Raw genomic sequence first — 23,322 nt, 5'->3', positions numbered from 1 at the left:
AACCTCCCCCGGGGCCCCGTCAACAAAGTCATCAGGCCTCATTGTTATCCAACACACATGGCCAGCGGTTTATAGATAACGAATTCCTGCTTCATCTATCTAAAACTCTCTCCACTTCGACTCAAGATAGGTGATTTAGAGTTTCGTTATGCAAATTGTCGCCGACATCGCCCATAGATAACGGACAGACGATCATCCCTAGTCGGAGCGACGTAGCCCGAGATGAATCAACAAGCCCAGGATTCCGAGTATGCCGAGCAAGTCAGCCTGAAGGCGGAGTGATGAGTAGCCCACGCTTTATCGAATCCTGATACACGTAGTAGCCGACGGTCGGCCAAAAAATGAGGATATACAGCCCCATTCGCACGAGAATGCCGTTATACGCAGTCAGAAGGTCGCCCGTCTGAAGGGGTGCAATCATAGCAGCAGAGACACCGGTTTCAGTCATCATTCTTACCTACGTACATCCAAACCGACATCTTCGAAGCACTGCTGTTTTTCGAGGGCTGGAAGGACTGAGCCGTCATGGGCTCATGATTCCATGACTGAAGAACCAGTGGACGATCCGTTCAACGACTGCGAGTTGGGTCCCGACGCGATTTGGGGACACAGACCTTCGAAGACGTCCTGTTCACAGACGACACAGAGACGCCGGTGAACGTGCTGACCGGCGAGACACCGGCGCATTCGAAAGCGACTGTCGAGGAGGCGAAGGTGTTCACAGCGAGTATCGACACCGACACGCCACAGATCGCGCTCCCTGCTTCTGTCGAGACGCAAATCGAAACCCAGAGCAAGCCCTACACCGCAGCCGCGTTCTTCCACTTCAAGGCGACTGGCTCACTCAAGGTCCATCGAGCCTACCACGCCGCCTCCGAATCGAACGCGTTTTCCGTCGACTTCGAGGTTGACTATGAGTCTGGAGACCTGACGATCACCGTTGAGCGCGCGGAGGACTCCTGAAATAGGGAGTATCGAGATTGTTTTTTTTTTGCGCCGGCGATGGGTGCCGGCGCAGGCCGGAGCGCGAGAAAACGCCTGGAACGTCGGCGCAGCGAGGGAGTTGAGATGCACATGGTCATTTATTGGAGTGCAAGGAGAACGCCCCGAGGCTTGACCTCGGGGATGAATCCGACAACTCGTGAAACACACCAGTAAGTGAACACACTTCTACTCAAGAGACAGCGATGGAATACAGTCACCGCTACCACGCTTACCCGACACAAGCAGTGGCGGAGCGACTGGAATACCATATCGACGTTCATCGCCAAGCGTACAACTACACGCGATACGAATACGGGAACCTTGACGCCGACAACATCGGGTCAGCGTACAAACACCACTATCGACTACCCGATTGGAAGCGACAGTTCCCCATCTTCTCCGAGGTCAACTCGAAGGCTCTGCAACGAACCATCACGTGGTTCTACCAGAACCTCTCAAACCTCAAAAAGAAGAAGCACAACGGGCACAAGGTCGGGATGCTGAAATGGAAGTCTCCGGCCGAGTATCAGAGTCTGACGTATTCGCAGTCTGGCTTCGAACTCAAAAACACGAGTGGCCGACACGCGACGGTAGAACTCTCCAAAGTCGGAGACATACGGGTTCGCTACCACCGCGAAATCCCTGACCACGCCGACATCAAAGAAGTCACCATCAAAAAGGAGACGACTGGCGAATGGTTCGTCTCTTTCGGACTGGAAACCGACGGCGCCAACCTGCCCGAGAAACCCGACGTAGAGTCGCTCAACACGAGTAACAGCGTCGGTATCGACCTCGGAATTCTCAACTACATCCACACGAGCGACGGGAAGACCGTTGATTGGATCGACCTCGAAGACGAGTACAACCGACTCCGACGAGAGCAACGGAAGTTGTCTCGCAAGGGGAACGGTTCGAACAACTACGAGAAACAACGCCGAGAGGTGGCGAAAGTCAAGCGCCAGATTCGGCGCAAAGTCTTGGACTATCAGCATAAACTCTCAACGTGGCTTGTCACGGAGTACGACGCCGTGTTCGTGGAAGACCTCGACGTAGCTGGAATGCTTCAGGGAGACGGGAACGCTCGCAACAAGCACGATGCGGCGTGGCGGCAGTTCATCACGTTGCTCGAATACAAGGGCGACCTGTACGGCACGCGTGTCGTTCAGGTTGAAGCACGAGGTACGACGAAAGAGTGCGCTCAATGTGGTGTGGAGTCGGAAAAACCCATCTGGGTTCGGGAACACTCCTGTCCGAGTTGTGGGTTTGAGTGTGACCGGGACGCGAACGCTTCGTTGAACGTGTTGCAGAGAGGTTTTCAGGAGTTAGGGCTGGGATGGCCCGAAGACACGCCTGTCGAGACTGCGCTCCCTACGGACACCACTCAGGTGTCTGCAAAGCGCGTCATAGAAGCAGGAAGCCTCGGGGCGTGACCCCGAGGCGATTCACAGGTGAAGATGATCCGTTCTGTTGATCTGACTGGTGGTCTATCCCGCTGCCTGTGTTGGAGTCGGTTTGGTCATCGGAGGCTGTAGTCGACGAGGACGGAGCCGTCGTCGAAACGACGTGTCGTGTTGAGAGTGAGGTCGACCCGCGCTGCGTCGGGGAGGGCTCGGGTTCCCCCACCGACGATCGTCGGGACCAAGCGCAGTACATACCGGTCGACCAGACCTGCCCGGATGGCCTCGGCAGCGAGGCCCGCGCCACCGATGGACAGGTCGCGGTCGGCTTGGTCTTTCATGCTCTGTATCACTTCGGGGTCGAACGTCCGCTCCAGACGGGTTCGCGGTTCCGGCACGGTGTCCAGGGTGGTCGAGTAGACGACCTTGTCGGTATCCAGCCACGCCTCGGCGAATTCGCGTTGTACGTCGGGTAGGTCGTCGAGGAGAAAGGTGTCCCACACCCTCATCGTCTTGTACATGCGACGGCCGATAAGGGAGGTGCCGACCGATCGTTGGTGGTCGTTGAAGAAGGCATGCGCGTCCTCAGATGGCTCTGACCAGTCGAAGTTGCCGTTCTCGTCGGCGATGTAACCGTCGAGTGATGAGTTGATGAAGTAGATGAGGTTGGCCATGGAATCCTCTTGATCGTCGCGCCTATTCAATATGGACGACAGAAGGGTCGGAAACTGACCAACCTGGTAGCCACCCTGCGTCCAGACGTAGACTGCATTGATCCGGGCGAACGTGAACGGCCAGTCGCCAAACTGTGGGAAGATGTACGCCTCCTCGATAGCCGGCGGATTCACGGCTGCACTCGAGGTCAACAGGTTTCGTGCCGCCTCGCGGATGGTCGGTCATGGGGGTACTCGCAGGACAGTACTCGGCGATGCGTCCCGCGTGACCGCTCACGCGAAACGAACAGGGCGACTGTGTCGTCGGCTTTATGACTCGGTTCGAGTGGCCCATTAGTGGGGCACGAACACACCGTGCGTACGTTTGGTACTATGCAAACCTGAACACGGGGAAAAGAGGCTTCCGATAAAGTCCCACTTCTTCGACGATTCTATCGACAGAATGCTTTTGCACGTCGCTCGCTAACTGCGCGTATGAGTTCGCCTGCACCGTCTCCAGACGCCGTTCTCGCCGAACTCGATACCCTCGGTCCCCCTGGTACGCCGGTGACGACCCCGGAGGTCGCCGAGGGCTTCGACTGTACGCAGCGAACAATCTACAATCGATTGGATTCGCTCGTTGACGACGGCGTCCTGAAAACGAAGAAAGTCGGGGCCAATAGTCGCGTGTGGTGGCAATCTGCTCTCCAATATAACGGTGGCGGCCTCGATATTGACGCCACGGACCCCTCCGAGAGCGCCACTGGGGAGGCGACTCGCACGCAACGGGAACCGGCGGACGACCCGCTGACGCCCCTGGCGGACGACAGCGAGATGGCCAGGCGGACGCGTGAGTTCGATTGGTCGGAGACCTCGCTGGGACCGGCGGTCGACTGGCCCGACAGTCTCAAGACCGCCGTCGAAATCATGCTCACGTCTCGCTATCCAATGTTCATCTGGTGGGGCGACAACCTGATCCACTTTTATAACGACGCCTACATCCCTGTCCTCGGCGACCGGCATCCGGACGCCCTCGGCGAACCCGCGCCCGAGGTCTGGTCGGATGCCTGGCCGACCGTCGGTCCACAGGCCGACGCGGTCATGGAGGACGGTGAGTCTACCTGGAACCAGGACCTGCTCATGACGTTCACGCGGAACGGCTACCCGGAGGAGGTCTACTTTACGTTCTCCTACAGCCCGATCTTCGACGACGCGGGCGAGGTGGCCGGGATCTTCTGTGCCTGCACGGAGGAGACCCAGCGAGTGTTGGGCCAGCGTCGCGTCGGGACGCTCCGGGAGTTGGCGGACCAGGCCTCTTATGGGCGGACGGTTGAGGAGGCGTTCCAGCTGAGTGCGGAGACCCTCGCCGAGAATCGGGCCGATATTCCCTTCGCCGCGCTGTACCGGATCGACGACGAGGGCCAGCAGGCCCGCGTCGCGGGCACCGTCGGCCTCGACCTGGGGGACCCTGCCGCTCCGTCCACGGTCGATCTGACGGCGTCCGAACCGGACACAGACGAACCGCCCGATGGGACTGATCCATCATCCTGGCCGATAGCGCGGGTAGCCCGGACCGGCGAGATCGAATACATCGACGACGTCGAGGCACGGTTCGGGTCGCTCCCCGGTGGCGAGTGGCCCGACCCGCCCCAGGAGGCGCTCGTTTTGCCGATCGTCGGGCCGGGCCGCGTAGAACCGTACGGTGTGCTGGTCGCTGGTGTCAGCCCGCGACGACGGCTGAACGACGACTACCGATCATTCTTCGAGCTCGCCGTCGGCCACATCGCCTCCGCCGTGACTGGCGCCCGGGCCTACGAGCAAGAGCGCAAACGCGCCGAGGAACTCGCGGAACTCGACCGCGCGAAGACGACGTTCTTCAACAACGTCTCCCACGAGTTCCGAACCCCGCTCACGCTAATGCTCGGCCCGCTGGAGGACGCCCTGGCCGCCGCCGACGACCTCCCACCCGAACAACGAGAGCGCCTCGAGGTCGCCCACCGCAGCAGCCAGCGCCTGCTCAAACTGGTCAACACGCTGCTGGACTTCTCTCGCATCGAGACCGGGCGCGTGCAGGCCTCCTACGAACCGACGGATCTGGCCGATCTGACCGCTGACCTCGCGAGCAACTTCCGTGCCGCTATCGAACGCGCCGGCATGGAACTCCGCGTGGACACGCCGCCGCTCTCGGAGCCGGTCTACGTAGATCGGGAGATGTGGGAGAAGATCGTGCTCAACCTGCTGTCGAACGCGTTCAAACACACCTTCGAGGGCGAAATCGCCGTGTCGGTTCGCGCCGTTGACGACCACGCGGAACTGGAGGTCCGCGACACTGGGACCGGTATCCCGGAGGAGGAACTCCCCGCCCTCTTCGACCGCTTCCATCAGGTAGAGGGGGCGCGCGCCCGAAGTCAGGAAGGCAGCGGTATCGGGCTCGCACTTGTAAATAATCTTGTCGCGCTTCACGACGGCGACATTGAGGTCGAGAGTACCGTCGGCGAAGGGAGTACGTTCACGATCCGGGTTCCGCTGGGGACGGAACACCTTCCCGAAGACAGGATCGAGGCGGAACGGACACTCGACTCGACCACCGTGGGTGCCGGTCCATATGTGGAAGAAGCACTGCGCTGGCTGCCAGATGACGAGGTGGCCGGGGACGAGCGGGATAGTGCGGTGCCCGACGCCGCTCCCCAGCAGGTCGGCCTCCCGGCTCCTGGTGCGCGTGTGCTGGTGGCCGACGACAACACCGACATGCGAGAGTATCTGGAGCGGCTCCTCGGTCGGCAGTGGGATGTCAGGACCGTGGCGGACGGTGAGGCTGCGCTGTCGGCCGCCCGGGAATGGACACCAGACCTCGTGCTCGCCGACGTGATGATGCCGGGGATGGACGGGTTCGAACTCCTGGCGTCGTTGCGGGACGATCCGGAGATGCGCGATCTACCGATCATCATGCTCTCGGCGCGGGCCGGGGAGGACTCGCGCGTCGAGGGCCTGGAAGCCGGCGCGGACGACTACATGGTCAAACCCTTTTCGGCACGCGAACTCGTGGCACGCGTCGGTGCGACGCTCGAACTGGCGCAGGTACGCGAGGAGGCCGACCAGAAGATCCGCGAGAGCGAGGAGCGTCTCGACGCGTTCGTGACGACGACCTCCGATGTCGTCTATCGGATGAGTCCCGACTGGTCGGAGATGTACTATCTAGACGGCCAGGAGTTCATCGTCGACACCGAGGAACCCCGGGAGACGTGGCTGACGGAGTACATCCCGGACGACGAACAGGAACGGGTGATGGCGGCCATCGAGGACGCCATCGAGACCAAGAGTACGTTCGAACTGGAACACCAGGTGATGCAGGTAGATGGAACCCGGGGGTGGGTCCACTCTCGAGCGGTCCCGATGCTGGACGACGACGGCGAGATCACCGAGTGGTTCGGGACGGCCAGCGACATCACCGAGCGGAAAGAAAAGCAGCAGGAGCTACGCGAGACACGGGAACTGCTGGAGATCGCGCTCGATGTCGAGGAAATGGGCGTGTGGGAACTCGATCTCCAGACCCGGGAGTCGCCGTACCGCTCGCCACGCCACGACGAGATCTTCGGGTACGACGACCCCGTCGAAGACTGGAGCCTCGAACGTGCGCTCGACCACTTCCATCCGGACGACCGTGAGGCGGTCCGCGAGCAGTTCGACGCAGCCCTCGAATCCGGCAACTGGGAGTTCGAGAGCCGAATCATCCGTGCCGACGGCGAACAGCGCTGGATCAGAGCCAAGGGAACCTTCTTCTACGAGGACGAGACTCCAATCCGCGGCGTCGGTACCGTCCAGGACATCACCGAGCGGAAAGAAGCCGAACAGAACCTCCGTGAGACCACGGAGAAACTGGAGCTTGCGACCGCCGCCGGGGAGGTGGGCCTCTGGACGCGCGACATGGAGACCGACATCGTCTCCGGGGACGCCTTCCTGGCCGAAACCTACGGCATGGACCCCGACGCGGTCGCCGCCGGTGCGCCGCTGGAGCAGTTCTTCCAGCCCGTGCACGAGGAGGATCGTGACCAGGTGTGGGAGGCGATCCAGCGAGCCGAAGACAAGACCGATGAGATGGCCGTCGAGTATCGCGTCCAGGACGCCGAGGGCAACTGGCACTGGGCCGAGGCGCGAGCGAAGATGGAGTACGACGAACACGGCGAGCAGGTCCGGTTCAACGGCACGATGGTCGACATTACCGAGCGCAAAGAACGCCTGCAACAACTCGAACGACAGGCGAAGCTGGACGGCTTTCGCGTCACCCTCACCGACGCGATTCGCCCGCTTTCGGACCCGGTCGAGATCCAGCGGACGGCCGCTCGCGTGCTCGGCGAGAAACTGGGCGCAGACCGCGTCCAGTACGGCGACGTCCTCGACGACGAGAACACGAACGTTGTCCACGCGGACTACCACCGCGACGACATGGACTCGTTAGCCGGCGAGCACCAGCTCGACGCCTACGGCGAGTGCATCGCCGAGGGGTTCCGCGCAGGCGAGACGCTCGCGGTGGACGACGTCGAAACGTTCTCGGACCTGAGCGAGGAGGTGCTGGAGACGTGTCGACAGGCGCAGATACGCGCCTGGGTCGGCGTCCCGCTCGTCAAGGGCGGGACGCTCGAAGCGTTCCTCTCGGTCACTGAAGCGGATGTGAGGGAGTGGACCGACATCGAGGTCGAAATGATAGAGGAGATGGCCGAGCGGACCTGGGCGGCCGTCGAGCGGGCGCACGCCGAACAGGCTCACCGCGAGAGCGAGGAGCGCTACCGCATGTTGTTCGAGTCGATCATCGAGGGATTCTGTACCATCGAGGTGCTGTTCGACGAGGGCAACGAACCGGTAGACTACCGCTTCTTGGAGACGAATCCAGCGTTCGAGGATCAGACGGGGCTCGACGGCGCGGAGGGCAAACGGATGAAGGAACTCGAGCCGAACCACGAGGACCACTGGTTCGAGAGATACGGTCGCATCGCGCAGACTGGTGAACCAGAGCGGTTCACGAACCGGGCAGAGCACCTCGGTGATCGGTGGTACGACGTCCACGCCTTCCGTATCGGTGACCCCGAAGAGCGCAAGGTCGCCATCGCGTTCAAAGATATCAGCGATTCCAAACACTACCAGATCGCTCTCGAACGTCTCAACGAAGCGAGCCGGGAGCTTATCGACGCCGACGCCGAGACAATCAACGACCGCGTCGCCGAACTCACTCGGGATGTCCTTGATGTCGAGTACGCCACACTCTGGCGCTACGACGAAGTGTCTGGAGAGATCCGAGAGCACGCGAGCAGCACGGTCTCTGGTATCGACAGCGAGGCGCTCCGGTTGCCAGACGAGTCCACCGATACGGTATGGGAGACGTTTATTGGGGGCGATATCGACGTTCAGAATGACCTCGACATCCCGGTGGACGAGCCGTCCCGATCTCTACTCCGGAGTCGAGTGATACTGCCGCTCGGGAGGCACGGCGTCGTTTGTCTCGGTTCGACGCAGGTCAACTCCTTCGACGAACGAACGGTCGACCTCGTGGAGACGTTCGCGGCGACCGTCGAGACCGCATGGGACCGCGCCGACGGAGAAGCGGAGTTAGCGGACCGGAACGAAGAGTTGGCCCGTCTCGACCGGCTCAACACACTCATTCGAGAGATCGACAAAGCGCTCGTGGCTGCCGACACACGTGAAGAGATCGACGACGCCGTCTGCGAACGGCTAGCCGACTCCGACCTCTACGAGGCGGCCTGGCTCGCCACCTACGATTCGGAAACGGACACGTTGCGGCCACAGACCTGGGCGGGCATAGATAGTCGCCACTTGGAAGACCGGACCGTGGCTGTAGGAGACGCGTCGAGCGACGATCCACTCGTCGCTGCCCACCGAACGCGAGAGATACAGGTCGTCTCCGACATCGCCGTCGACGCCCGCGCAGCTGGATGGCGCGAAGACGCGCTCGGACGCGGCGCGCGCTCGTGTCTCACCCTTCCACTCGTCTACGAGGAGTCGATATACGGCATCCTCACAGTGTACGGTCGGGCCCCACAGCCGGACGAGCGCGAGACGGACGTGCTGGCGGAACTCGGCGGGACCATCGCGCACACGATTTACACGCTCGAAGCGACCACTACCCGACGGACCGACAGCATCGTCGAACTCACACTCCAGACAACGATGGCCGAAACGCCACTCGTTCGTCTTGCGCGGGAGCTGGACTGCGTGATCGCGTTCGAGGGGCTGGTACCGGGGGCTGACGGTGACACCACCGTGTTCTTCACCGCACACGACGTGTCTCCCGAGGAACTGGTGGCTGCCAACGAGCAGTTGCTCGCCATCGAGGACCTGCAGCACGTGGCTGCCCGAGAGACCGGGCCCCTGTTCGAGGCACGGCTGACCGAGGAGACGCTCCCCACACGGTTCCTCGAACGGGGCGCGACCATCGAGTCGCTACGCATCGATGCTGGGACAGTGACAGCCGTTCTGGAGCTGTCGGAGTCGGCCGAGGTCCGCGAGTTCGTCGAGCAGTTGCAACGAGACATGTCCGACCTCGAACTGCTCTCGCGACGAACGCGAACGCGCGAATCGGGATCGACACTCCAGCAGACCGTTCTCGACCGGCTGACGCCGCGCCAGCAGGAAGTCCTCCAACTGGCCTATCGGAGTGGGTACTTCGAGATGCCACGGGTTCAGACGGGCGAAGAGTTGGCCGACGTGCTGGGGATCGTGCCATCGACGTTCGCCAAACACATCCGGAGCGCTGAGCGCAACGTACTCGACGTGATCTTCGCTAACGGACACGAGTTGCAAGAGTAGAGGCGAAATAGTTTCATCGCTCTGCTTCACGACGTGGATTATTTCTGCAGTCCAATCTTCCCGTTGTGGCGTCGAACGGAATGTATGACCATCGACCAACCGCAGAGCGATTCAGAAAAGACGCTGATTGCGGGCGACTCCACCGTAACTGGCGATCCGGCGTCGCTCTCGGAGATGTTGGAGGTACTCAGCCGCCGTCCGAGGCGCCGGATTTTCTTTCACCTGCTTCACGAAGATGAGGCGGTTCCAGCCGAGTCCCTGGCAAGAGCGGTGGCTACGTCGGACTTCTCGCCTGTAGCTGACGGGGAAGAGCCCAGCGATGGGAGGACTGCATGAATCATGACCGGTGATACCGACTCAGCGGACGCCGGTCTGGACTCGATGCTTGACATCCTGTCGAACAGGTATCGTCGCGGTGTGCTCGTCGCGTTGCTGGACCACAACCCACAGGACGTCGACGACCCGCAGGTCCCCAACGACGTTCACCTCGAATCCGGGGATCTGGAACAGCTGATGATCAACACGCGCCACACGCACCTTCCGAAACTGGCGGATGCGGGGTTCATCGAGTGGGACCAGGAGACGAACACGGTTCTGAAGGGCCCTCAGTTCGAGGAGATTCGACCGTTACTGGAGTTGATGGCGAACCACGCCGACGAACTTCCTGACGACTGGCTCTAAGTCCTCGACAGCTCAGTCCCCGACACAGTGTCCCTCGCTCCCCGAAGCAATTCGAATCACCTCTGAAAGCGGCGAACAGCTACTCACAGCCGCTCGTGAGCGGACGGGACAGGCAGAGTCGACGCAGTCGCGGTATGAAGGGGCGCACACGACGTTCCTCTACGACGAGAGAGGGAAGGCGTTCATGACGAAGATCGGCTTACAGAGCTACTTGAGAGCGCCGAGGATGACGTCTGGCTGGTGCCGTCGATTACACTCCAGCGTTCCGTCGATAATGACCAGTCCGAGAATCGTCAACCCAGTGTTCCCTCGAAAACACGGCTTGAATGTCGCAAGTGCGGTCGAATGACTAAACACCAGTTCCAGGAGTTCGAGTCTCTTCCAGATGACGAGTGGTCGGGCCAGCCGATGTGGGAGTTCCAGGTGTGTCAGTCGCCTCGTCACGGGCCGAATCCAAAATAGAAGTGTCGAGTGAGAGTCGCAAATCGCTCTCGCTCTTATGTAGAGCTGGGGAATGCCCCACGGTTACACTGTGATGGCTGATCTCAAGAGAATATGTCTCAGCCAGCATTCGGGAAGATGCTGCAACAGCTCGTTGATCTTGGAGTGATTGAACTGCAGACGAAGCCGCTCGATGATCAAATCGAGCGGCGACTCAAGAAATTCTGGGAGCAGGCTCCGTGTCCAGAATGCGGTGATCCAAGCATCCAAACGTGGCCGTCATCGAATCGTGTTATCTGCCGAAGCTGCGGGTTCAAGCCGGTTTGCACCTACGGAACACCGTTTCACGAGAAGCACCTCACCACTGGAGAGGTGCTTCTCGCATTCATCCTCTATGCCGACACGCTGTTGAGTATCTCGAAAATTGCGACACTGCTCGATCGAGCGTACAAGACCGTCTACTACGCCATTCGAGAGGTCGAAGCCGCGGTTCAGCGAGGCTTCCCGGTCGTCTGGAACCAGTTCCAGCAGGAAATCGACGGACCGGTACAAATCGATGAATCCAGCAGCGTCTGTTCAGGATACAAAGGCCAAGACCCGCCGCGGGACAGCCGTCACCGCGGCGGGTCGTCTCGATCAGGACGCTCGCGCTGGCGTGGACGACACGGCGACCAGATAACGCTCGTTGCGGCGTGCCGCGACGTGCTACGGGTTGTTCACGGCCAGCTTGGCATCAGTTACGAAACAGACCTTGATCCAGTAATACAGGAGGCTGAAGACCTCTCCCAGCCGCTGGGAGAGGTCTGGACTAATGGTCTCCAAGCGTATCGGCAGATGGTGTACACTCACCAGATCGTTGTGCACGACGAGACGTACGTCTCGCCTGACGGTGTCCATATTGACCAGGTTGAGTGCCTCTTTTCACTCATCAAACCGTGGCTACGGAAGTTCCGCGGCCTGTCCAAGCACGGCTTGGAGCAGGCCGCTCACACATTTGGAATCATCCGTTCATTGAATCTCGCTGGCGCATCCCTCGTAAGCGTCATCGACTGCCTTGCTATGGGGGCATTCCCCAACTCTACATAAGAGCGGCCTCGAAGTCGCTGGCGATCCGAAGTGGGACGGCAAACAGGGTCGGTTGGAACTGTACTACGACGAATTTTCGGACCAATTCAGGGCCTTTCAGCCTGTCACGGTAGACAATTCCCGACAGGATTCACCACTGGCGGACGAAACCGCCGCTCTGGATATCGGTGCGAACAACATCGTCGCCTGTACGACTACGTCCGGCGAGCAGTACCTGTACGAAGGCCGCGGCCTGTTCGAGCGGTTCCGCGAAACGATGCGGGAGATAGCCCGGCTACAGTCGAAACTCCGCGAGGGCCGATACTCGTCGAATCGGATTCGGCGGCTGTACCGGCGCCGGACGCGACGGCGCGACCACGCGATGGACGCGCTGGCCCGCGACTTGATCGAACGACTGTACGACCAAGGCGTCTCGACGGTGTACGTCGGCGACTTAACCGACGTACTCGAGACGCACTGGTCGGTTCGGACGAACGCGAAGACACACAACTTCTGGGCGTTCCGGGCGTTCATCGACCGACTGGCGTGTACGGCCGAAGAGTACGGGATCACCGTCGAAGTCCGCTCCGAAACGTGGACCAGCCAAGAGTGTCCGCAGTGCGGTTCGACGGAGGACACGACTCGACACCAAGACACGCTCACGTGTTCGTGCGGCTTCGAGGGACACGCAGACCTCACCGCGTCGGAGACGTTCTTGAGACGGCACGAAACAAATGTACCACGGCCGATGGCACGGCCCGTGCGATTCGAGTGGGACGACCACGACTGGTCGGAGATACCACACTCTCACGAAAGACCCAAAGAAGCGCGCACGAACCAGAGTATCCTACACACGTAGGAGAAAGTCGCTCGCGTGGTGGTTCGGCATGAGCCGAGACCCCCAACGTGAGGATTCCCGCGCCTTTAGGCGCGTGGAGGATGTCAATGGCAGTAGGTTCGAAGCGGTAGTTGGTGCAGAAACGAGTGAACTCATCGCCCCATAGCAGAATTGCGAGTCCCCAGCCATCACCTGAGCGGCTGTTGGGTGCATACCCAACACACTTATCGTGTTGGGAGACAAACCAACAGGGGAGGGATGGGCTAAGAACTCACGCACCGCTACACCCACGTCGAAGCCGGACTCGTCGAGAACGTCGTCATCCGACGGACGACCGATACAGATGCCTACCCGTCCGGTTGGAAGTACACATTGCACCTGGGAACGCTGCAAGATCTGACGCTCATCCGCTACGACAACGCTCACGAAGACACCAAAGGCCACGAACTCCACACCGCTGCCGGGGAGGCAGACGTCGAGTTCTCTGGTATGGAAGAACTCATCGTCGAGTTTTGGGCTAGTGCTGACGAATACTGGGACACGATTGGTGGCAACCCACCCCCACCCTATTGAACTGCAGATACAATACAGATCCAATCCACCCGAACATGACCACGCTTCACATCACCGTAGGCGATCGAGCACAGCTCCGAGAGGACACGCTCCAGTTCATTCAGACTGCTGAAGCTGATGAACTGGATGAAAGCGATGAGCGTGCAGTGCTCCAGTTCGGGACTTATGACGATCTCGTCGACAGCCTCACACCACTGCGCCTCGATCTCATCCAAGCAATCGCCAAAGAACGCCCATCAAGTATGCGGGAGGCTGCACGACTCGTCGACCGCGACGTCTCCGATGTCCATGCAGATCTGAAACAGCTGGAGGTATTGGGTATCCTCGAACTCAAGGAAGGTGGCCCTGGGGGAGCGATCCAGCCAGTTGTCCCGTTCGATAAAATCGAGATGCACATCGACTACCCACTTCTCGACGACGTCGACGTAGACAGTACTCCCGCTAGTGCAGACTAGCCACTTGTTTTTCACCCTCTGAAAGGGTGCGAGCGCTATCAGATGGCTCTCGTGGAGAACGTATGTCTGACTCAAAGCAACAACCAAGCCGAGCAGTTGAATCGCCGTCCAGTAGAGAACGCACGAACCGAACCGAGTACGTCGAACGAAGCGATGTCGGCGTCTCCCTCACTGTGAAGCTGACTCGCGGTACTGGGACTCGAGGAGTGGATATGTGATGTCGGACCCTCAATCGCGTGATGATCATCCATGGAGGGAGAAAGAGACGCTTCGGGAACTCTATTTTGAGAAGGATTTGTCGCTAAGCGATGTTGCTACTGAATTAGACTGCAGCAAGCACACCATCATAAACTGGATGGACCGGTTTAATCTCGAACGAGAATCTCGTGGAGGGACGCCGCAATACCCCATTCTAACTGATAAATCCCGACTTCAGGACCTGTACGTTGATGAGGAGCTATCCGCAGTAGAAATCGCTGACCGTATTGGTTGTTCAACGAATATCGTGTACTCATGGCTAGACCGACATGGTATTGAGCGACGTGAACCGGGGCGCCATCTAGTCGGTGCTCGGGGTAGCGAGCATCCTACATGGAGAGGAGGTCATGAGGAGAATCGAGGTCACACATGGAAGAGACAACGCAAGCGAACACTTGCTCGAGATGGATATCAGTGTCAAAACTGTGGTTTGACTAATGAGGAGCATCTGGAGCAATACGATCGAGAAATTCACGTTCATCATATAGAGCGATATTCATCATTTGAGTCCTGTGTCGAGGCGAACAAGCTCAGTAATCTTGTCACACTCTGTCGCCCGTGTCATGACGAATTAGAAGGCGAACCACCCGCCAAAGTAAAGGCGAAAACACTGGAAGAGGCCCGCGAGGATATGGAAACCCTCCGCGAGTACATCCACGATCTCGCCGAGAGTACCCGCCAGATCCAGCTAACAGACCCACACGAAGAGTAATTCTTTTGGGTGTTGCACAGAATTGTGTAACCATGGGATGTACGAGGTATGCGGTGAAAAGGAACTCAAGGTAATCCTCGCGCTCGACCCAGGAGATTCCATCTCCGGCGTCGCGCGAAAGATCGACGAGAACCGCGAGACGATTCGGCGCGTCGTGAATCGCCTCGAAGAGGCGGGATACGTCGCGTACGATGATGGCCTCCACCTCGTCGATCAGACGCTCCGCGACGTCGGTCTCGAGTTCCTGACGGCGGCAGCAACCACCTTGCCGCCATCGATTTCAGAAGCGTACGTTCTCCCGCAGTTCGCGGGTATGGAGTATGCATTCACTAGAATCGATGCGGTCTACGTCTGGACCCGCAGTGGTTACCAGGTCGCTCGCAATCCGGAGGACTACCCGCTGTTCATCGCCGTCCGCGAGTCCGATCTTGACGCCTGGACGGCGTTTTTCGATCGGTTCGGAATCCCGACTGCAGAAGAGCGCCAGGCCGCTGAAGACCTCGATGGAACCATCCAGGTCGTTCTGGAGCCACGGTCACAGATCGATGCCGAGATGGTCAACGGACGACCCGTCATCTCGCTCCAAGAAACCGTGTCATTCGCAAAAGAGCATTACGCGCATTTCCAGTCAGCACTCGACATGCTCGGACGGATGTACGACAACGTCGACTCGGCCGCAGCCTACCGGATGGACTGACTGGGATTCCCTACAGGCTCTCTACGGACGTTCAACATTGCAGCAGCACTCGTAAGACTGCTGAGCCGTTGAATCGGAACTGAACGACGGGTTTCGATTTGTGAAGTTCGTGGGAATGCAGACCATTCCGGGGAATATTGTCGAGCCACGGAAGCGACCAGGGCTATCCGATTAGAGTGCGTACGTGTACTATGGAATTCGTTCGTGGAATCGAAGTCGCTGACAGGGTGTATCGATTCGGGACGCGCCGGATCAACTGGTACATCGTTGAGGAAGACGATGCACTCACTGTCGTCGACGCTGGTCTTCCCGACCACTGGGACCTCCTCGTCGAAGGTGTCGAGGCACTCGGATACACATTATCCGATGTCGCCGCGATCCTCATCACGCACGGCGACCTCGACCATCTCGGATTCGCCGAATGGCTTCGAGAAGCCGCTGACGCGCGGGTATGGATTCACCCCGCCGATGTGCAGCGGGCGAACACAGTTTCCCGCTCGCTTCCACCTCTCGACTTCGTGAAGGTCCTCTGGAAGCCCCCTGTGTTTTCGTACTTCGTCGAGGTCGTCCGTTCAGGCGTCGGATCAGTACCACGGCTCACGGCGTTCGAGATCTTCGAAGACGGCGACGAACTTGACGTTCCTGGGCATCCGACTGTCATTCAGGTTCCTGGCCATACGTCCGGGTCGTCCGCGTTCTACCTCCCTGATCGAGATGTGCTCTTCTGCGGTGACGCCCTGATGACGTACAACGTGCGAACCGGCCGCCACACCGAACCGACGGTGCTGCCACCGATACACTACGACACCGAGAAGGCACGGTCGTCGATACGGAAACTGGACTCCTGTGGCGAGGTCGTACTGTTGTCCGGACATGGTGAGCCCTGGGAGGGCCACATGAGGAACGTCGGGTAACAGCTAGCTCGGCGGGCCAATAACAAAGTCCGTTCGCCGCGAAGTATAGTGGGAACACGAGGGGGGTCGGAAGAATCCCCCCGCGCTCCAGCACCAGTCCGATGAATCCAATCGAGAGAGGAAAGATCACGCTCGACGTGTGGCGGGCCAGAGGAGGGACCCGTGCAGAGATAGAGGCTCGGCAGCGACGACGACTCGCTGAAATGCTCTCGTTTGCCCGGCGACAGTCACGGTTCTACAAGCGACACTACGCCGATGTCCCCGAGGGCAGTACCGACCTCACACAGTACCCGCCGGTGACGAAGCCGATGCTCATGGAGCACTTCGACGACGTCGTCACGGACACGGCGATTACCAAAGCCGAGGTCGACGCGTTCGTCGCTGACGAGACGAAGATCTGCCAGCGGTTCCTCGGTCGCTATCCGGTCTGGACGACATCGGGAACGACAGGAGAACCGGGCATCTCCGTCCAGGACGACACCAGTTTGGCGCTGCTCGGAGCGCATCCAGATCGCTGGATACTGGATGCGGTACTCGACATCGACACGCTCAGGCGACTCGTCAAACACAATCTTCGAGAGGCCGTCATCGCAATCACCGGCGGTCACTTCCTCGGGGCTTCCGCGTTCGCCCTGCTCCAGCGCGAGTCCAAATTCCTCGAAAACCGGATTCAGCTGTTCTCACCGACGCAACCCCTCGACGATATCATCGAGGCACTGAATCGCTACCAGCCTGCACTCCTCATGGGCTATGCGAGTGTCATCGTCGAACTAGCCCGCGCCCAACGAGACGGTCGCCTGCACATCAGCCCGGCATTCGTCTCCCCGGCGTCAGAACCAGTTTCTGAAGCCCAGAAGCGCGACATCGAGCATGCATTCGATTGCGAGGTGCGCGAGGCGTACGCTGCAACCGAGTTCGACCCGATCGCAATCGAGTGTGGCCACGGAAACCTCCACGTCAACGCCGACTGGGTCGTCCTCGAACCCGTCGACGAGGAGTATCGGCCGGTCGATCTCGGGGAACCCTCGGAGACGGTACTGCTCACGAACCTCGGGAATCGCATTCAGCCAATCATCCGGTACGACCTCGGCGACAGCATCACGATGTACGACGAACACTGTTCGTGTGGCAGTGCATTCCCCGTCATCGACGTCGAAGGGCGCCAGGGCGACGTCCTTCACTTCGAGACAACGGACGGACGCGACCGTCCGATCTTCCCGCTCGCCCTCTCTGGCGTGGTCGAGGACGTGCCAGGGGTCCGTCGGACGCAACTCGTTCGAACCGGTCCGTCCACCATTCGCATTCGGCTGGAGGTCACGTCAGACTGTGACGACCTGGTCGTGTGGGAGCGCGTGCGTGCGGGCCTCGAGACGTTCCTGGAAGACCAGGGCATCGCTGGGATTACTGTCGAGAGAGCGGCTGAGCCACCGCAACGCGACCCCCTCAGCGGGAAGTTTCGACACGTCTGGGCCGAACAGACCTGTGACGGGCCTGGAAACGAGTCATGTTGAGTCGGGGATGTCCAAACGAATGGGCAAACCACGTAGTACTCCGATGGCGTCCGCGGCGAACTGTCTTTACTCCACGGACCGAACTACATCCCTGTATGACCCAGAACACCACCAAAACAGCGATATCGTTCGAATCTGGGGGGATTCGGTGTTCTGCGGATCTGTACTTACCGCTTGAGATACATCGAAGACTCCCGTGTATCGTCATGGGCCACGGCTTCAGCGGCACGAAAGACCTGGGACTGCCTGCGTTCGCGGAGCGATTTGCTGCCGAGGGATTTGCCGTCCTGGCGTTCGACTATCGACACTTCGGAGAGAGCGGTGGGGAACCGCGCCAGGTCGTCGACGTCGAACGACAGCGTGACGACTATCGTGCGGCGATTCGTCGCGCTCGAAGTCTCGGGATGGTCGATCCCGACCGCGTCGCCATCTGGGGAACGTCCTTCGCCGGTGGACACGTAATCGCCGTTGCTGCCGACGATCCGAAGCTTGCCGCCGTCATCACACAGGTTCCGATGCTAGATGCGTTCCGGGGACGGGGGTCCGAGCGAGCTCCTGTCGGGGTCTTCGTTCGGATGCTTCTCGCGGGCGTGTACGATGCGGTGCGGGGTAAACTCGGGCTATCCCCGTATCTGGTTCCCGTCATCGGTGAACCAGGGGGATTCGCGGTCATCACCGAACCCGATGCGAAGCCGATTGCGGAGCGACTCGCTGCCGATGCAACAACGTGGCGCAACGAGTTCGCTCCGTGTGTCGTGTTCGACCTTCCACGATACGAGGTGGGGACCGTCGAACGCATTACCGCCCCAATTCTCCTCTGTGTCGCAGAAGAAGACCAACAGGTATCGCCGGAATTTGCCGTACAGGTCGTCGAACACGCCCGAAATTCCGAGATTATTCGATATCCGGTCGGGCACTTTCAGGTCTATGTTGGGGAGATGCGAGAGCAGGTGATCGAAGACCAGCTAGCGTTTCTACAACGGCATCTCAGAAACACGCACCAGACGGCCTGAATCTCGTCGTGGAGCGTGAACAGCCTGTCCGCGGACAGTATGTGAATCGTGGTTGGTCGACTTCGGAGTCGTCACCCACCGTCGCTGGAATGAGGCCTGTTAACTATACTCCTCGCTCGCGAACGCACAAGTAGTGGAGGATGGCATGAGACAGAGTCCGATAACCAAGGGGAAGCTCGTACTCGACACCTGGCGGCTGAAGCGAGCGGATGCTGCGACGATTGCGTCTCGTCAACGACAGCGACTCGAATCCCATCTCGCGTTCGTACGACGTCAGTCCCGATTCTACAAGCAACGGTACGCGGATATCCCCCAGGGGACGACAGATCTTCAGCGCTTTCCGCCAGTGACGAAGTCGATGTTGATGGAGCACTTCGACGACGTCGTCACGGACACGGCGATCACCAAAGCCGAGATCGACGCGTTCGTCGCCGACGAGTCAAAAATCGGCCACCGATTCCTCGACCGCTACCCAGTCTGGACGACATCGGGAACGACAGGTGAACCGGGGGTGTTCGTCCAGGACGAGACCGCATGGACCGTTGCAGACGTGCTGGGTGATCGGTGGATCCTGCCCGCAATGGCTGGAATTTCATCACTGTCCCGACTCTTCAGGCAGAATCTCCGCATCGGGGTCGTCGCAGTCTCGGGCGGTCACTTCGGCGGTGCGGCCGCCCTCGAGATGATGCGTCGAGAATCCATCTATGGAGAGCGTCGCCTTCGGCTCTTCTCCCCGAAGAGCCCGATCGACGACCTGATCTCCGACCTGAACCAGTACCAGCCCGCCATCCTCAGTGGCTACTCGACCGTCCTCGTCGAACTGGCGCGAGCCCAGCAAGCCGGCCGTCTCGACATCAGCCCGGCACTCGTTCGCTCCACGGCAGAACCCATCTCCGAGACACAGAAGCGAATGCTCCGGGACACCTTCGATTGTGTGGTCCGAGAACTCTATGGAGCGACGGAATTCATCCCCATCGCCGTCGAGTGCGGACACGGGAATCTCCACGCCAATACCGACTGGGTCGTACTCGAGCCGGTCGACGAGGACTATCAGCCGGTCGAACCTGGAACAGCGTCGGACACCGTCCTCATCACGAGCCTCTCGAATCGAGTGCAACCGCTCGTTCGGTACGATCTCGGGGATAGCATCACGCTGTACGAAGAACGGTGTCCATGCGGGAGCGCGTTCCCCATCATGGAGGTCGGCGGACGGCAAGGGGACGTCCTCCAGTTCGAAACCGATGAGGGGGAGGAGGTGCCAATATTCCCACTCGCACTCTCGAGCGTCGTCGAAGAGGTTCCGGGTGTGCATCGAACCCAGATTATCCGCACAGCCCCCACAACACTTCAGGTCCGCTTCGACGTCACCCCTGATGCGACCGAGGAGGAGGGCTGGGAGCATATCGAACAGGAGCTCCAGTCGTTCCTTCGTACTCACGGGATTAGCTACGTAACAGTCGAAGCTGCATCGGAGGCTCCACGACGGGATTCACGGAGCGGGAAGTTCCGGCACGTCTGGTCCGAACTAGAAGACCAGTCCACCTGATTCTATGCTCAATCGACTCAAGTCTGGGTATGGGAGATAATCCGCTGAGTTTTACTTTCACGATGGTACGATGACGCTTATATGTAAGCGCTGAGACTACTCGATGGCAATAGTGACAACTGAAATGAAGCTTGAGGTGCGTTAGCTTACCGAACCGCCTTGCTCGTGAAGCGGGAGATTTTCGACATAGGCATCGACGGTTTCCCGCTTCATTTGCCTAGTTCTAACGGTTGAAGTCGGCGCTGTCTATCGATTCACCAGAGCCGTTCAATTCATTATGCTCGTCTCTAGTGTTTCGGCAGGGTCCACGGCTACCTTTGAGACGAATGGAAAGATTGTAGCTTCATGACCAAACGAGTAAGGCTTTTAACTGTTACCGGATTATTAGTAACTATCAGATGTACGAGGTTCTCGACGACACGGCGGCGCAGATAATCCTTGCCATCGAGAGTGGTGACTCCATCCGAGGTGTCGCCCAGCATCTCCACACGCCGTACGAGACGGTGAGACAGGCCGTCAATCGGCTCGAAGACGCAGGCTACGTCCACTATGACGACGGTCTCTCAGTCGTCGACGAGCGTGTGAGAGACGCTGCCCGCGAGCTCGTCGCTTCCAGCGCCGGCGTCAGTCCACCCTCCATCGAAGAGGCGTACGTCATCCCACAGTTCGGTGATTGGCCATTCGCTTTCACACGGATTGACGGCGTCTACGTGTGGACACAGGGCGGCTATCAAGTCGGTCGCGAGCCTGACGACTATCCACTGTTCCTTGCCGTCCGTGAGCAGGACGTCGACGCCTGGCAGGCGTTTTTCGAGTCGTTCGACTTCCCAACCGCATTCGAGCGACAACCCCGAGACGACCTGGACGGACCACTGCAAATCGTTCTCGAACCTCGCTCGTCACTCGACATCGAACACGTCGAGGGGTACCCGGTGATCCCGAGAGCCGAGACGATCGAGTATATGCGCGAGAACTACGCCCAATTCCAGTCGGCACTGGCGATGCTCGACCGGATGTACGAAGATCTTGATCTCGGCGTCACGTACCGGGAGACGGAACGGGTCCAGCCATGAGCTTCAACAATCGAAGTGACGCACTCATCGAACTGCTCGATGAGCTCACCCAAGAGGGGCACGAGTGCGTTCTTGTCGGCGGCTACGCTGTCTCAGCATTCAACGCTCGCTTCTCAACGGACCTCGATATCGTCGTCGCCCCGGACTCCAAGGCCGACTTCGTCGAGTTCCTCGAACATCGGGACTTCGAGGAAACGGACAGCCACGCCAAGGAATGGTTCTACGACACCGAAGTGATCGAGTACGAAAAGCGACTCACGCCGCAACAGCCGATCGGCTTCGATCTCCTGGTGAACGGACTCGGGTGTCGCCAGACTGAGGCACAGTGGTCGTTCGACTACCTGTACGACCACAGCCACCAACAGAAGGTCAGCGGCGGGACGGTAACGACGACGGCCAGGGTCATCGATGGAGCGGTTCTCATCGCGGTAAAGCTCCACAGCGGCCGCGAAACAGACCTTCGGGACGTTCTAGCAGTCGCAGAAAAGATCGACCTCAACGCTGTCACGCCCCACCTGCGCCGAGGAGACAATGATGCGCTACGGGAGCAACTTGAGCGTGGACTGGAGATCTTAGAGAGCGACGAACTCAAGCACGGGTATCGGAGTGACTTCGGGGCCTCAGCTGTCTCAGAAGAAACGGTCACGGCTCTTCAAGAGTACCTGTCTGCGCAGATTAACCACCTGAGATGAAGCGGTCAGGGTCTCGTTGATCGGAAACAAAGATACGAACCTCTTCAGCGGTGCTTGCATTCGGTCAAAAAATTGGAGGGCGGTGTCAGTCGACCGTCGCTAACTGGATCCTCGGTGACGGCTGCCGACCACCGGAAGAGCGTCCCACTGCCACCTCACCGTCAGCGACGGGCTCTGTCTCTGCTGTCGAAGCGTCTTCCTCTCGATGTCGAGTATCGAAGCGATCGTCGCGAACGGCGATGACGCCGTCTCGATTGAGACTGACGGTGAGGATGTCGCGCCCGGTTTCCAGTCGGTGTGCGAGTAGTTCGTGAATCTCCACTGGTGCAGCACTCGGTAATACGAGATCGAACGAGTGCGGGCCCGTCCGCTGGACGATGTACTCTCCAGGTGGGGTGGTCGCGTCGACGATCGCGGCGAGACGCGTGACATCCTCCCCGCCGTGAACGGCGGGACTTCCCCTCCGAGGGGAATCCAATCTGGCAGGTTTCAGTCCAAGGAAGCCGCGAGCGTCATCTGCGAGGTGGTCTCGCTCGTCTCGCGGTGGACTGTGCGCTGTCACTGGCGCTCCCATCCTGCGGCGAGTCATCGCGTCCGGGTTCCCAGCGGACGCTCTCTCCCCACGGGTCGACGCGACCGGCGATATTCGCCGCCGTCGCAAGATCGCAAAGCGATCTTGCTGCCCGTCAGGACGCAGTCCTGCCGACCGCGTTGATGTCTGCTTGGAACTCCGTTACGTGGCAGTCGTCGTTCGCGCACCGGAACTCGGCTTGCGCCCCACGTCGTCCGATGTGGCCGCACTCGTGGCACGTCTGCGACGTGTACGCCGGATGCACGTACTCGACGGCGATACCGTCCTCCGTCGCCTTGTCCTCGATGCGCCCTTGCAGTCGGGCGAACGCCCACGAGTGAAGCCGACGGTTCATGTACGTCCCGTAGTCAAACCGCTCGCGGATGTACTCCGGAGTCGTCGCCCACCGTCGCAGAAATGAGGCCTGTT

Annotated in this window: 17 protein-coding genes and 6 pseudogenes; 19 read left to right on the top strand and 4 right to left on the bottom strand. The window is 59.8% G+C overall.

Annotation, left to right across the window (positions count from 1 at the left end):
* Positions 1-262: 262 nt before the first annotated feature.
* Positions 263-421 (bottom strand): hypothetical protein, encoded by a 159-nt coding sequence (locus tag NJU76_RS19190; RefSeq protein ID WP_254533422.1) that lies wholly within the window; start codon positions 419-421, stop codon positions 263-265.
* Positions 422-541: 120 nt separating this feature from the next.
* Between NJU76_RS19190 and NJU76_RS19185 the strand changes: the two are divergent.
* Both NJU76_RS19185 and NJU76_RS19180 read left to right on the top strand, forming a co-directional pair.
* Positions 542-963: pseudogene (locus tag NJU76_RS19185) on the top strand (DUF8025 family protein).
* Positions 964-1,187: 224 nt separating this feature from the next.
* Entirely contained in the window at positions 1,188-2,414 is a 1,227-nt protein-coding gene (locus NJU76_RS19180; protein ID WP_254533421.1) for an RNA-guided endonuclease InsQ/TnpB family protein, read from the top strand.
* An 86-nt stretch (positions 2,415-2,500) separates the two neighbouring features.
* Here NJU76_RS19180 and NJU76_RS19175 read toward each other — a convergent pair whose 3' ends face one another.
* The gene (locus NJU76_RS19175) at positions 2,501-3,229 is read right to left on the bottom strand and encodes a dihydrofolate reductase family protein (RefSeq protein ID WP_340681253.1); all 729 of its coding nucleotides are present in this window, start codon (positions 3,227-3,229) and stop codon (positions 2,501-2,503) included.
* A 300-nt stretch (positions 3,230-3,529) separates the two neighbouring features.
* On the opposite strand from NJU76_RS19175, the gene NJU76_RS19170 reads away from it, so the two are divergent.
* The 17 genes and pseudogenes from NJU76_RS19170 to NJU76_RS19100 all read left to right on the top strand — a co-directional run bounded on the left by NJU76_RS19170 (position 3,530) and on the right by NJU76_RS19100 (position 22,322).
* On the top strand, positions 3,530-9,853 hold the full coding sequence (locus tag NJU76_RS19170; protein ID WP_254533420.1) for a GAF domain-containing protein: 6,324 nt from the start codon (positions 3,530-3,532) through the stop codon (positions 9,851-9,853).
* Between the two features lie 84 nt (positions 9,854-9,937).
* On the top strand, positions 9,938-10,189 hold the full coding sequence (locus NJU76_RS19165) for a hypothetical protein (protein WP_254533419.1): 252 nt from the start codon (positions 9,938-9,940) through the stop codon (positions 10,187-10,189).
* A 3-nt stretch (positions 10,190-10,192) separates the two neighbouring features.
* Positions 10,193-10,534 carry a DUF7344 domain-containing protein gene (locus tag NJU76_RS19160; protein ID WP_254533418.1) on the top strand — a complete coding sequence of 114 codons (342 nt, stop codon included), beginning with the start codon at positions 10,193-10,195 and terminating at the stop codon, positions 10,532-10,534.
* A 28-nt stretch (positions 10,535-10,562) separates the two neighbouring features.
* Positions 10,563-10,996, top strand: a pseudogene (locus tag NJU76_RS19155) (biosurfactant protein 1); the annotation flags it as partial.
* A 93-nt stretch (positions 10,997-11,089) separates the two neighbouring features.
* On the top strand, positions 11,090-12,061 hold the full coding sequence (locus tag NJU76_RS19150) for an IS1595 family transposase (protein WP_254533417.1): 972 nt from the start codon (positions 11,090-11,092) through the stop codon (positions 12,059-12,061).
* 7 nt (positions 12,062-12,068) lie between these two features.
* Positions 12,069-12,899, top strand: a pseudogene (locus tag NJU76_RS19145) (RNA-guided endonuclease TnpB family protein); the annotation flags it as partial.
* Positions 12,900-13,157: 258 nt separating this feature from the next.
* A pseudogene (locus tag NJU76_RS19140) lies at positions 13,158-13,451 on the top strand (toxin-antitoxin system TumE family protein); the annotation flags it as partial.
* A 35-nt stretch (positions 13,452-13,486) separates the two neighbouring features.
* Complete coding sequence (locus NJU76_RS19135) at positions 13,487-13,906, top strand: HVO_A0114 family putative DNA-binding protein (protein WP_254526037.1); 420 nt, start codon at positions 13,487-13,489, stop codon at positions 13,904-13,906.
* Between the two features lie 62 nt (positions 13,907-13,968).
* Positions 13,969-14,118 (top strand): annotated as a pseudogene (locus NJU76_RS27125) (DUF7389 domain-containing protein); the annotation flags it as partial.
* Positions 14,119-14,123: 5 nt separating this feature from the next.
* Complete coding sequence (locus NJU76_RS27120) at positions 14,124-14,876, top strand: DUF7389 domain-containing protein (protein WP_425604327.1); 753 nt, start codon at positions 14,124-14,126, stop codon at positions 14,874-14,876.
* A 37-nt stretch (positions 14,877-14,913) separates the two neighbouring features.
* Positions 14,914-15,573: a helix-turn-helix domain-containing protein gene (locus tag NJU76_RS19130; RefSeq protein ID WP_254533416.1), complete on the top strand. Its 660-nt coding sequence runs from the start codon at positions 14,914-14,916 to the stop codon at positions 15,571-15,573.
* 191 nt (positions 15,574-15,764) lie between these two features.
* Positions 15,765-16,487 (top strand): MBL fold metallo-hydrolase, encoded by a 723-nt coding sequence (locus tag NJU76_RS19125; RefSeq protein ID WP_254533415.1) that lies wholly within the window; start codon positions 15,765-15,767, stop codon positions 16,485-16,487.
* A gap of 203 nt (positions 16,488-16,690) precedes the next feature.
* A complete protein-coding gene (locus NJU76_RS19120; protein WP_254533414.1) occupies positions 16,691-17,998 on the top strand; it encodes a hypothetical protein in 1,308 nt (435 codons plus the stop codon).
* Positions 17,999-18,093: 95 nt separating this feature from the next.
* Positions 18,094-19,011 (top strand): alpha/beta hydrolase, encoded by a 918-nt coding sequence (locus tag NJU76_RS19115; protein ID WP_254533413.1) that lies wholly within the window; start codon positions 18,094-18,096, stop codon positions 19,009-19,011.
* Between the two features lie 145 nt (positions 19,012-19,156).
* Positions 19,157-20,557: a phenylacetate--CoA ligase family protein gene (locus NJU76_RS19110; protein ID WP_254533412.1), complete on the top strand. Its 1,401-nt coding sequence runs from the start codon at positions 19,157-19,159 to the stop codon at positions 20,555-20,557.
* Between the two features lie 398 nt (positions 20,558-20,955).
* Positions 20,956-21,630, top strand: coding sequence for a helix-turn-helix domain-containing protein (locus NJU76_RS19105; protein ID WP_254533411.1), 675 nt, complete (start codon positions 20,956-20,958; stop codon positions 21,628-21,630).
* Positions 21,627-22,322 carry a nucleotidyltransferase family protein gene (locus NJU76_RS19100; RefSeq protein WP_254533410.1) on the top strand — a complete coding sequence of 232 codons (696 nt, stop codon included), beginning with the start codon at positions 21,627-21,629 and terminating at the stop codon, positions 22,320-22,322. Before NJU76_RS19105 ends, NJU76_RS19100 begins: the two co-directional genes overlap by 4 nt.
* Before the next feature lie 85 nt (positions 22,323-22,407).
* Here NJU76_RS19100 and NJU76_RS19095 read toward each other — a convergent pair whose 3' ends face one another.
* Positions 22,408-22,800, bottom strand: a complete 393-nt coding sequence (locus tag NJU76_RS19095; protein WP_254533409.1) for a hypothetical protein — start codon at positions 22,798-22,800, stop codon at positions 22,408-22,410.
* 11 nt (positions 22,801-22,811) lie between these two features.
* Positions 22,812-23,281, bottom strand: a pseudogene (locus NJU76_RS19090) (transposase); the annotation flags it as partial.
* Positions 23,282-23,322 lie beyond the last annotated feature (41 nt).

The sequence above is a fragment of the Natrinema gelatinilyticum genome, assembly GCF_024266705.1.
Lineage (GTDB): Archaea > Halobacteriota > Halobacteria > Halobacteriales > Natrialbaceae > Natrinema > Natrinema gelatinilyticum.
This window is presented reverse-complemented; position numbering and strand designations above follow the sequence as displayed.